The organism is Acinetobacter sp. UBA3025, from assembly GCF_002367915.1.
Classification (GTDB): Bacteria; Pseudomonadota; Gammaproteobacteria; order Pseudomonadales; family Moraxellaceae; genus Acinetobacter.
The window spans coordinates 1-11,350 of the sequence record NZ_DFDO01000169.1; the positions used below are offsets into that span (position 1 = coordinate 1).

The 11,350-nt window shown below is 43.5% G+C and carries 10 protein-coding genes; 5 read left to right on the plus strand and 5 right to left on the minus strand.

The window, feature by feature from the left end; all coding sequences use genetic code 11:
* From B4J23_RS07065 to asd, 3 genes are all read right to left on the minus strand, one after another.
* Positions 1–1,164 (minus strand): fimbrial protein FimV (locus tag B4J23_RS07065; protein ID WP_291359582.1); only part of this gene is annotated, 1,164 nt, incomplete at its 3' end.
* 65 nt (positions 1,165–1,229) lie between these two features.
* Positions 1,230–2,834, minus strand: coding sequence for a hypothetical protein (locus B4J23_RS07070; protein ID WP_291359583.1), 1,605 nt, complete (start codon positions 2,832–2,834; stop codon positions 1,230–1,232).
* A 138-nt stretch (positions 2,835–2,972) separates the two neighbouring features.
* Positions 2,973–4,091: an aspartate-semialdehyde dehydrogenase gene (gene asd / locus B4J23_RS07075; RefSeq protein WP_291359584.1), complete on the minus strand. Its 1,119-nt coding sequence runs from the start codon at positions 4,089–4,091 to the stop codon at positions 2,973–2,975.
* Positions 4,092–4,279: 188 nt separating this feature from the next.
* On the opposite strand from asd, the gene B4J23_RS07080 reads away from it, so the two are divergent.
* Positions 4,280–5,410: an endonuclease/exonuclease/phosphatase family protein gene (locus B4J23_RS07080; RefSeq protein ID WP_291359586.1), complete on the plus strand. Its 1,131-nt coding sequence runs from the start codon at positions 4,280–4,282 to the stop codon at positions 5,408–5,410.
* 331 nt (positions 5,411–5,741) lie between these two features.
* Complete coding sequence (locus tag B4J23_RS07085) at positions 5,742–6,062, plus strand: GNAT family N-acetyltransferase (protein WP_291359588.1); 321 nt, start codon at positions 5,742–5,744, stop codon at positions 6,060–6,062.
* Positions 6,063–6,189: 127 nt separating this feature from the next.
* Here the strand turns inward: B4J23_RS07085 and B4J23_RS07090 are convergent, their stop codons facing one another.
* Together B4J23_RS07090 and B4J23_RS07095 are read right to left on the minus strand one after the other, a co-directional pair.
* Complete coding sequence (locus B4J23_RS07090) at positions 6,190–7,125, minus strand: lauroyl acyltransferase (RefSeq protein ID WP_291359590.1); 936 nt, start codon at positions 7,123–7,125, stop codon at positions 6,190–6,192.
* Between the two features lie 123 nt (positions 7,126–7,248).
* A complete protein-coding gene (locus B4J23_RS07095; RefSeq protein ID WP_291359592.1) occupies positions 7,249–9,156 on the minus strand; it encodes an ATP-binding cassette domain-containing protein in 1,908 nt (635 codons plus the stop codon).
* Positions 9,157–9,195: 39 nt separating this feature from the next.
* Between B4J23_RS07095 and B4J23_RS07100 the strand changes: the two genes are divergently transcribed.
* The 3 genes from B4J23_RS07100 to B4J23_RS07110 form a co-directional block, all read left to right on the plus strand.
* Positions 9,196–9,441, plus strand: a complete 246-nt coding sequence (locus tag B4J23_RS07100; RefSeq protein WP_004781873.1) for a SlyX family protein — start codon at positions 9,196–9,198, stop codon at positions 9,439–9,441.
* A gap of 225 nt (positions 9,442–9,666) precedes the next feature.
* Positions 9,667–10,668, plus strand: coding sequence for a hypothetical protein (locus tag B4J23_RS07105; RefSeq protein WP_291359595.1), 1,002 nt, complete (start codon positions 9,667–9,669; stop codon positions 10,666–10,668).
* A 19-nt stretch (positions 10,669–10,687) separates the two neighbouring features.
* On the plus strand, positions 10,688–11,350 hold a 663-nt coding region (locus B4J23_RS07110; RefSeq protein ID WP_291359597.1), incomplete at its 3' end, for a PIN domain-containing protein.

An 11,350-nucleotide genomic window follows, 5' to 3' on the forward strand; every position in this document is an offset into this window, starting at 1 on the left:
CTCAGGGAAAGACTGCACCAATGGATCATGTTGATCGATTGCTGTAGTTACTGGCGCTGTCGGAATCTCAAAATTCACCCCTGTAGAAACAGGAGCCTCTTTTACAGCTTCGACATTATCAAGTTTAAAATCTAGTCCAGATGTTTCAGTCGCAGCAGGCGTTTCAGTTGCAGGCATTGCAATATCGAGGCTAGACAGGTCAAACTCAGTCGCAGGTTCGGCTGTTTTTTCTGCTGCAGGTATTGGAGTGTCTAAAGAGAAAGAGAAATCTAAAGGCTGGATTTCTTCTGTTGTTGCAGGCGCTGATTCTGTTTTTAAGGATATAGATGGTTCAAGCTCAAGCTTAAAATCCAGAACCGGTGCTGACTCAGTTGCTGCTGTTGGAGCAGTCTGGGTTTCAGCAGTATTCATCTGAAGATCAAATTCAACTGAATTATCTGATACAGGCGGAACTTCTTCCGTTTTTACTGGCTCAGCCGCTGGAATCTTCGGTTCAAAGTTGAACTCTAAGGGTTGGATATCAGGTACTGGTTCCGCTACAGCAGCTGGTTTACTCGGTTGCAGTTCCTGTTGTAATGCATCAAATGCCTGTTCGTTTGAAGCGGGGGCGGCAACCAGGTCTGCAAAGGCATCTGTAGAAGGTTTGCTTTCCTGTACAGGAGGGGTTTGTGGCTGAGCACTTGGGAAATCAATAGTATCCTGAACAGCGACCGAAGAGTTTTCAAACTCACGCTTTTTGACCTCAGCCTGAGCCAGAATATCTTCCAGTTCCAGAGAGCGAACATGGTTAATCAGCTGTGAAATCGCAAATTCATCTTTTTGCAGGATATGAATGTCGAGTAGCAGTAAATACAACTCATGTTGAGAATTATCGCGATTCAGTGCCTGATTGATTTGCGCTTCAGCTGCAAAGAAATTACGTTCCTGAATCAGACCTTCAATTTTCTTGCGTGTCTCTGCTGATAGAGGCGTTGCTGATTTTTTAACGACTCCGGCTGGCTCGACCACTTTGGTTCTTTGGGAAGTGGATTTTGACGCAGCGCCAGGTTTTTTCGCTTTTACAGTTTTAGTTTTTGCTTTATCTGATTCTTGAGCATCTTGTCGTTTTTTTATGACAATTAATACGATGATCAATATCACTAATGGAATCACATAAATCAGCATGTTTTACCCCTTGGGGATAGAGTCATTAAGTTCGCCTATCCCAATAAATCGTCATGTGTAACTTTTTAATTAATTGGCTTTTTATCTGCCTGTTGTGCTTTAAGCTGTTGTTGCAGCTGGGCAAGACGAGCATTTAATAATTGAATTCTGTGATCCTTCTGATTGAGTACCAATTCTAGTTCAGTTACGTTTCTCTGTAATTTAACGGTTTTTTCACGGGCTGTCATAACTTTTAATGACAACTCTTTCGAAGTTCGATTTTCTTTTGTGTTTGAGTTGGCAGAAACCTGGCCGGAATCACGCTGATTCTCGGCAACCAGGCTCATTTCTGCCTCATTCAGACGATATTTGGTTTTTGCAGCAGGTTTGGAGGGTGCTTGAGCAGACTTAATTGCTGAGGCCTGGATCGGAGTTTTCGCAGTATGAATGGTCGCTAAATTAAGCGCTGCACCTTTACGCAAGCGGTTGGCATCGCCCCCAATAAAAGCATGTTCATTCTCACGCTTGATCTGCTGCATGACCTCACTCACTGGACGTTGCTGTTCATTGGCAATCCTCGAAGCAATGCCCCAAAGCGACTCATTTGACTGTACCACATACGTCGGCTTGATCTGGGTTGAGGTGCTTTGTTTGATGGCTGCCGGCTGTGCCTGAGTTTTAGTCGCTAAATTTGGTTTGTCCTGTGCAGTGCTGGATGCCGCCTGCTTGCGAACCTGTTGTTCTGCATATTTTTTGACAAGTGGATCACTGGACACCATCTGGTTTTCAGTGCTTGTCGGTGCAGAAACTTGCGCTGAGGCTGCATTTTTATTTGTTGGATCTATTGTAATTTCAGCTGGTTTTGTTTCAGCCTGAATTTTTGTCGCTGCAGCCTGTAAGTTTGACGTTGCATCTGCTTGAGCCGCAGTCGCGTGAGCTGCTTTGGATGAAGTATTCACTGGCGCAGTGTTTACATTGCCAGCTTGCTGTGAACTATGACTTGTCGCTGCTACCGCAGTTTCAGTATTAAGTTTTGTTGGGCTTGTGACTTGAGCTGCAATACTCGATGTCGGCTCATGGGTCACAGCAGCTAACGCTGTTTTAGGAATCGAGCTGGCTGATAATGCAGGAGGTGCTGTGTTTTGTAAGGCTAACGGTTTTTCTGCCACAAACGGGGTGGTTGGTTTGGATTGTGCATTGGTATAGCGCGTACTCACCGGTAAGTTCAGGGCAATATCTTTTTCACTCACGACTACGACAGGCGCGAGTGGCTGTTCATTCTGTTTCAGGCTGGCCTGTAACAAATCAGTTTTAGGTCTTAATGCAGTACGGATATGCTGTAGGCGTGCTGCATTGCCTTCCTTGATTTTGACAATGATATTTAATTCACGATCAGTGACCGGGCGCGAGGAGGTAATGGTAATAACCCCAGTACCATTACTGTTGCGACGGGTGAAAAAATTTAAATGACCCGGTGGCTGATGCGATGCACCCATAGAAATCAGGTCTTCTGGCGAGGCTAAACTTACCTCAATGGGCAAGTTAATATCTGATTGACGGAAATTCATTTCCGCATAAAGCAATTCCCCAGGTGCAGACTGGATTTGTACCGAATCTACATTAATCGCATAGATATTTTGTGAAGCAACAATGGCTAAAATGGCAAGCTTTAATTTGTTATATACAGTCATCTGTGAGCTCAGTCATTATCGCATAGCGAAAATTATAGATTAACGGGATGTTTGTTTTTTGTAAAATACTTACGCAATAGTTACACAAAAAAGCCGATCAATAAAGATCGGCTTCGTGCTTTATTTCCTGACGGAAACTTAAAAGTTTTTATAGTCAATCAAGATGCGCAGCATACGACGTAAAGGTTCTGCAGCACCCCAAAGCAACTGGTCACCGACTGTGAATGCACCTAAGTATTCTTTACCCATGTTCAGTTTACGCAGACGACCCACAGGTACAGTTAATGTGCCAGTGACTGCAACAGGAGTTAGATCAGTCATTGATGCTTCACGAGTGTTTGGCACAACTTTAGACCAGTCATTTGCATTTGCAATGATATCTTCGATCTCATCCAGTGGAACGTCTTTACGAAGTTTCAGCGTTAATGCCTGAGAGTGACAACGCATTGCGCCGATACGAACACAGTGGCCATCAATCGGTACGATCTGCTGGTTACCCAGGATCTTGTTGGTTTCAGCCTGACCTTTCCATTCTTCTTTAGACTGGCCGCTTTCCAGCTGCTTGTCGATGTATGGAATCAGAGAACCCGCTAAAGGTACACCGAAGTTTGCAGACGGGAAGCCTTCACCACGTTGCAATTCAGCAATTTTAGAATCAATGTCCAGAATTGGAGAACGCGGATCATCTAGCAAATCTTTGGTATTGTTATATAAATAACCCATACCAGTAATCAGCTCACGCATGTTTTGCGCGCCTGCACCCGAAGCTGCCTGATAAGTCATGGAAGTTGCCCATTCCACCAGATTGTTCTGGAATAGACCACCTAAGCCCATCAACATCAGGGAAACAGTACAGTTACCGCCCACGAAAGTTTTGGTGCCTTTGACCAGACCGTCTTTGATCACATGCATGTTCACCGGATCAAGTACGATGATTGCTTCATCATCCATACGCAGGGTAGAGGCTGCATCAATCCAGTAGCCATCCCAGCCTTCAGCTTTGATTTTTGGGAAAACTTCAGTGGTGTAATCGCCACCTTGACAGGTAATAATGACATCCATTTGCTTCAGACTGTTAATGTCTGTTGCATCCATAAGTGCTGGGGCAGTCTTACCACCAAATGCAGGAGCTTCACCACCCGCATTACTGGTAGAAAAATAGAATGGCTCAAAATGAGCAAAATCATTCTCTTCAACCATACGTTGCATAAGGACGGAACCCACCATCCCGCGCCAACCGACCAGACCTACTTTCATGTCACTTTGCCTCGGTGCGTTAAAAAATCAAAAGGGATTCGAGTGTATCAAAAAGGGACGTGACTGCAAGAGCTACACAATCAAAACATCAATATTCTTGAGCGAAATATCTGCTTTATGATACATACAAAATTGATAAAGCAATTCTTCTTTTAGAAAAAATAATAACTTAGTAAAGAGTGTATCTTATGGTAGGGTTTATCCAGATCATGGCAATCGTGGTCATCTGGTTAAGTTTCTGGTCGCTGATTCCCCGAGATGAATGGTGGATTCGTGGTGCAGATTTTCCACGTTTACAGATTCTGGTTTTGGGCTTCATTGCCTTTGGTCTTTTTCTCCTGGTCGATCATCCTTGGACAGCCTTTAATCAGCTGCTTTTTGTTGGCTTGATCGCTGCTTTGGCGTATCAGCTGAAAATGGTCTTGCCTTATACCTTTGTCTGGAAAAAACAGGTCAAGCAGGTCAAGCAGGATCAGCTGGATCCGGATCGTCAGATTTCTCTGATTGTCTCTAATGTCCTTACGACCAATACTAAATATCATTTACTGATTGAACAGATCCAGACCCATCAGCCAGACTTGGTCTTAACGTTGGAAACCGATCAGGCATGGCAGGATGCATTGGCTGTCATTGAGCCAGATTATCCCTATCGGGTACCCGTACCTTTGGATAATCTGTATGGCATGCACCTGTACAGCAAACTTGAGCTGAGTGAGACTGAGGTTAAATTTATTTTGAGCGATGAAATTCCCTCGATTCATACCAAGGTCTTGTTACGTTCCGGACAGCCGGTACAGCTTTATTGTCTGCATCCGAAACCTCCAAGCCCAACTGAAGCCAAAGATTCAACCTTACGTGATGCGGAACTGCTGATTGTAGGGGATCAGATTAAGGATCTGGATGAAAGCTGCATTGTAATGGGAGATCTGAATGATGTGGCCTGGTCACGCACGACACGTTTATTTCAGCGTATTAGTGGTTTGCTGGATCCGCGTGTCGGCCGACGTTATGTGAATACTTTTCATGCCGATTATCCCTTATTGCGCTGGTCGCTTGACCATGTGTTTCACAGCACCGATTTCGCTCTGGTGCATATGGAGCGCTTAAAACATGTCGGATCAGATCATTTTCCGGTTTATCTGGTATTACAAACTGGGCGGGTATTTGAGCATCATCAGGAAGCGCTGGAAGAAACGGATCAGGATGATCAGGAAGCCAAAGAAGCCATTCAGGAAGGAATTGAAAAGGCAGAGAAAGAAGAGAAAAAGGTCACTGATAAGATTGCGATGGCTTATAAGAATAAGGAGAAATTCTTATAGTTTTAGCTGAAAAGTGTACGATATTGCTTACAGCAGTTTCCGCTTCTTGCGAATGGGCAGTACAGAGGAATCCACGTATTCTAAGCTCATCAGCACAGGGAGTCGAGAAAGGATATTCTCATAAGGAAGACGAAGCTGAATGAAAACATCATGGAAATGATGCTGAAAGGGAAATCACAACAACGAAGAAGCAATTATAACATATGAAAGCACAACCTCATTAACCCGGGTTTTACAGGATGTAGAACCCGGGTTAAATTATTTTTGGCTTATTTTTTATTATAATTAATTATTAAAATAAAATTTAAATTAAAAAATGGATATTACCTGAATGGAAGTTATGATTTCCGATCATGATTCAGTCAATGAATTCGAAGTGCTACAGCTCTATCTTGTCAATCAATGGTCAGCTGCAGAAAAACCTCAATTGCTTTTAAAGGCTTTACAGCATTCTTATAGTCTGGTGACGGCACGTATCAACGGTCGGCTGGTCGGCTTGGGAAATGCGATTTCAAATGGTTATCTGGTGGTGTATTTCCCACATTTATTGGTTCACCCGGAGGTGCAGCGACAGGTTATTGGTCGTCTGATCATGCAAGAAATGCTGCAACGTTATTCAGGATTTCATCAGAAAATTCTGGTGGCTGATTAGCATGCCACTGAATTTTATAAAGCTCTAGGTTTTGAGCGTGCAGGGCATACAGAAGCGATGTGGATTTATCAAGGAACGGATCATTGAGTTGTCTTGCCAATAATACCATTCATATTTTTTCTAGTTTTTAATAGATTTTATCATAGCCTTCAGGACGGGTCTTAAAGCGACGGTGGAACCACATATATTGCGTTGGTGCAAGGCGCAACTGGCGTTCAATAATCAGATTTACCCGGGTTGCATCGTCGACTTCATCCGCACTTGGCAAGTTCTCTACCGCAGGCTCGATCAACACACAGTAACGTGGATCTTTAATATCGCCAGTCCGGTAAAAATAGAGTGGAATGGCAGCGGCCTTGGTCATTTTCAATAAGCGACGATGTGCAGTGACTGTGGCTGCAGGTACCCCAAAAAAGGGCGCCATTACACCCTGTTTTAAACCAAAATCCTGATCCGGACTGTACCAGATGGCATGGCCATTTTTCAGGTTACGCACCAGCCCACGCATATCATCATGGTCAATCTGGTTGGCATAAATGGTGGCACGGCAACGGTAAATCAGCATATCAAGCAGGGGATTATTTTGTGGTCGATACACCACATCTGGCTCAAAATACTGTGCACATAAATAACCGCCGGCATCTAGCAAAGTCGAGTGGGTGCCGAGCAATAAAGCCCCTTTACCTTCTGCCTGAGCCTGCTGGATATGTTCCAGCCCTTCAATTTGTACCCGGCCTTTAAACCATTTTGGGCAATACCAGGCATTCAAGGTCTCAAATACACCGAGCATCTGGTCAATAAAGACCATACGGGCATTGTCCTGAACTTCTTGAGCTGACCATTCCGGGAAACAGACTTCCAGATTGCGAAGCGTGGTTTCACGGCGAGATTTCAAATATTTAAATGCCATCTGGCCGAGTAGACGTGCCAGACGATGCTGAATCGCCCAAGGTAAGATGGCCAGAATCATCAGAAATACAATACCCACCCAGATACCCCAGTATTGGGGTAACAGGAATGACCATTGAAATTCACCGGGTTGGTATTCTGGCGTTCGACTCATAAATTCAATATTTGAAATCAAAGATGTCAGCAGTGTAGCAGAAGAGCTTTTTGAAATAAAAAACTGCAAATTAAAAAAGCACCTGTACGAATACAGATGCTTAGTGACTAGGCGATTTAAAGATTAACCTTTGGTCATATTTTCCAGTTCGTCCCAACGTTCCATTTTTTCTAGCAAAATCTCATCAATTTCGCCTAAACGTTCAGAAGCCTTGGTCGCTGCTGCTGCATCTGTGACAAACCACGAGCCATCCGCCAGTTTATCGGAAAGTTCAGCTTGTTCTTTTTCCAGTGCTTCAATTTCAGCCGGTAACATTTCCAGTTCACGCTGATCTTTATAGCTAAGTTTTTTCTTCGGAGCCGATGCTAGAGGTGTAACCGCTGCTTCAGCTTTGGCCTGAGCTTTTTTGACTGCCATTTTCTGGTCAACCACAGTTTGATCCGGACGCTGCTCCAGATAATCCTGATAGCCACCGACATATTCATCAATATTGCCTTTGCCATCAAAGACCCAAGTCGATGTGACGACGTTGTCCATAAAAGCACGGTCATGCGAGATCAGTAGCAGAGTGCCTTTGTATTCCGCCAGCATTTCTTCCAGCAGTTCCAGCGTCACCATATCCAGATCGTTGGTCGGTTCGTCCATCACGATCAGGTTGGATGGTTTCAGTAATAGTTTGGCGAGCAGAATACGGTTGCGTTCACCACCTGAAAGGGCTTTAACTGGCGTACGGGCACGTTCTGGGGAGAACAGGAAGTCTTGTAAATAGCTATAGATATGACGACGTTGGCCATTTACATCGACATGATCTGAACCTTCCGAAACGTTATCTTTAACTGATTTTTCCAGATCCAGCACATTACGTAGCTGGTCAAAATACGCAATTTCCAACTGGGTACCGGTTTTGACTGTACCGCCATGCTCGATTTCTCCCAGAATGGCTTTGATTAGTGTAGTTTTACCGACACCATTATCACCCACCAGACCGATCCGATCGCCACGCATTACCAGCGCCGAGAAGTCATTGATGATCGGTGCATTGTCACCAAACTTCACACTGAGATGTTCAATCTCGAACACCACTTTACCTGAACGCTGTGCTTCCTGAGTCGACATGTTGACTTTGCCTTGCTGGAAGCGGCGTGCTTTAGACTCTTCACGCAATTCTTTCAGAGCACGGACACGACCTTCATTACGGGTACGGCGCGCTTTAATGCCTTGACGAATCCAGGCTTCTTCTTCAGCCAGTTTTTTCTCGAACAGAGCATTTTGCTTTTCTTCTGCTTCCAGTTGCTGAGCTTTTAGGTCGAGGTAACGTGAATAGTTGCCTTCATAGCTACGCAAAATACCACGGTCGAGCTCGACAATCCGGGTCGCAATACTGTCCACAAAGGCACGGTCATGCGAAATAAACAGTAAGGTCAGGTTATTCTGCTCGAGCAGGAACTTTTCCAGCCATTCGATACTTTCGACATCCAGATGGTTCGTTGGTTCGTCGAGTAACAGCACATCCGGTTGGGTGAGCAGGGCACGTGCCAACAGAACGCGGCGTTTACGGCCACCAGATAAATCAGCAAGATCTGCTTCCGGATCTAGTCCCATCTTACTTAGGATTGAGTTGACTTTGGTTTCTAACGCCCAGCCATCCAGCTGATCCATCTGATGCTGCAAATGTCCCATGCGGTCACAGGCTTCCATATCGCCCAGCACGCAAGCTTCACTGGCTTCATGGTAGGCACGTAATACTTCTGAAGCTTCACCAGCACCGTCGGCGACAATATCTGCAACTTTGCCGGAATCCATCGGCACGTCTTGGGCCAGCATGGAAATGGTGATGCCATTTTGTAACGAAACTTCACCACTATCCGGGAGTAAACTTCCTTCAATCAGTTTAAGTAAGGTAGACTTACCCTCACCATTACGGCCAATCAAACATACTCGTTCACCGCGTTCCAAATTAAAGTTGGCGCCGTCGAGCAAGGCAGGTCCGCCAAATGCCAGTTGGACATCCCTTAAAGTAATATAGGCCATAATGTTAATGTTTCCTGAAATCCCAAATGAGGACTTAAAATGACTAAACAACAAAATCTAAATGATCAGGCGTCATTTTCCGCACCCATTGAAGATTTGCAAGTGCGAATTGCATTTTTAGATGATTTAGTTGAACAGCTGAATCAGCAGGTCACTCGCCAAAATCTGGAAATTGCCGATTTAAAAAAACAAATGCAGTTGTTATATCAACGTGTTGAGTCTGCAGATTTGTCCGAAGGGATTGATGCTTTTGATCCGGTCACCAACCGTCCACCGCATTATTAATTTACAAATAATTTTAAAGAAAGAAAGCAAAAAAAAGCCCTCCAGTCGCGAGGGTTTTCTTTTAAACAGATGAAGCTCGATAGACTTAAACCAAGTCGCTACTTTTATTCTGTCCAAGATGATCTTTAAAATCTAAATATCGTCATGGAAGATGGAAACTATTTGACCTTTCACACACTTCCTACTCTAATAGTATTTTTCTAGCTCAGTTTTTAATCTTGCCTTATGCGCCAAAAAGTCGTCCTTCTTGATCTCGAAAATAACTTTCCTACAGCTAAACTGTTACGTGACATTGTTGAACATTATCCGACCTTGTATCTGTTTAACTGTGCCGGAAAATTCGAGTTTGCTTTAGAAGAACTGACTGAGTTGGCCAGCTGGATCAGCAGTGGACAAATTATCATTCTGGATGTCCCGGAAGCAGAGCATAAGGAATATGAATATGCTGTGATTGTGGGCCAGCTGATGGCTTTGCTTGAAGCAGATACTCATGTTGAGCTGATTTCAGCGATGGATAGCAGTGAAATCCTAATGCAGATGCTACAGGCTTCAGATATTGATTGCAGCCTGATTCAGGTGCTGCCAGAGGATGCATCCACAGGGACACAAGATAAACCTAAAATCCAGTTGCCAAGTATTGAAGCCATTAAAGCTAAACCGGCTTTGCAGCTGGTGAAAAAATATTGTGATGCGCTCGGCAAGATGAGTGGTAAACCGACCACGCTCGAAACCTTAAAAAATTCTGTCACCAATATTCTGCAAGTTTTACCAGGCAAAGCCCAGCATGTAGTTGGCATGCTGATTAATCTGAAAATAGTCAAACGCTATGATGAGCAGATCAGTTTCCGTAAAAAAGTGCTGAAACAGTGGGTGCAGCTAGATCTCAATGAACATGTATCCGCTGAAAAACCTGCTTTGGATCAGGTGATCTCGAAGCTTAATCCTGAAGAGCCTGTTGTTGAACCTGCTCAATCTCCAATCCAGTCTGCCCAGCAAGGTCTGTTCAAAAACTTTAATAAAATTGATCCGGTACAGCTCGAAGTTGCACGCAAGCTGCGCGAATTACAGGGAAATAAGCCTAAAGATATTTATGAATTACGTGATTTGCTCGAGCAGTTATTTCCAAAATCCGATGTCCGTCTTTTACTTAAAGAGTTGATTGAAAAAGGATATATTTATTGGAATGGTCACGAAGTGTTATATAGTCATGAGATGTTTCTAAATTAGAATAATCTCATGAGGGCATATGAAAAAAATACTGTTATTGGATATTGAAAACTTACCTAAAACTGAAACAGAGCTCCTTCAATATCTTGCCCAATATCAATATGTTTATCTGGTCTATGCCAAAACGCCCATGGGGTTTAGTCTGGATGGTGTCGTCAGGCTTGCACCTGCAATCAGTGCAGGAAAACTAAAAGTCCTGAAGATGCCTAAAATAGGTAAAGACGCTGCTGATTTTGGCCTATGTTTTATTGCTGGACAGCTTTCTACCCAATATAAAAGCTCTGAAGTTTGCTTCGAGATTATGTCGAATGACTTTTCTATGGAATATGTGGCGGACTTACTTAAAATTGCCAAATTTCAGGCTAAAGTTATTTCAGCTAAACCATTAGTCAATCCAAATATTGCTCAGCAAATAAAAGCAGAAATAGACATTCAAAAACTGATTTTTCAATACTGCTCCAATTTAGTGAGAAGTAACTTTTCTAAGCCTGCAAAAGTAGAAACTTTAATCAACTCGCTTAAAGCCAATTTAAAAGTGGAAGAAAAATATGCTCAGCTTTTAGTAGATGAATTAATTAGAATAAAAATTATTAAAAATCAGTCTGGTAAGCTTCAATATCAGACTGCAGCAATTGAAAAATTTTATAAACAGCATTTAGCTACCGTCGAAACCGTCGAAACC

Excerpts from the sequence above, each read along its gene's own strand:
- B4J23_RS07095 (WP_291359592.1), bottom strand. The coding sequence starts at position 9,156 with ATGGCCTATATTACTTTAAGGGATGTCCAACTGGCATTTGGCGGACCT.
- B4J23_RS07085 (WP_291359588.1), top strand. The coding sequence starts at position 5,742 with ATGGAAGTTATGATTTCCGATCATGATTCAGTCAATGAATTCGAAGTG.
- B4J23_RS07090 (WP_291359590.1), bottom strand. The coding sequence starts at position 7,125 with ATGAGTCGAACGCCAGAATACCAACCCGGTGAATTTCAATGGTCATTC.
- asd (WP_291359584.1), bottom strand. The coding sequence starts at position 4,091 with ATGAAAGTAGGTCTGGTCGGTTGGCGCGGGATGGTGGGTTCCGTCCTT.
- B4J23_RS07100 (WP_004781873.1), top strand. The coding sequence starts at position 9,196 with ATGACTAAACAACAAAATCTAAATGATCAGGCGTCATTTTCCGCACCC.
- B4J23_RS07070 (WP_291359583.1), bottom strand. The coding sequence starts at position 2,834 with ATGACTGTATATAACAAATTAAAGCTTGCCATTTTAGCCATTGTTGCT.
- B4J23_RS07080 (WP_291359586.1), top strand. The coding sequence starts at position 4,280 with ATGGTAGGGTTTATCCAGATCATGGCAATCGTGGTCATCTGGTTAAGT.
- B4J23_RS07105 (WP_291359595.1), top strand. The coding sequence starts at position 9,667 with ATGCGCCAAAAAGTCGTCCTTCTTGATCTCGAAAATAACTTTCCTACA.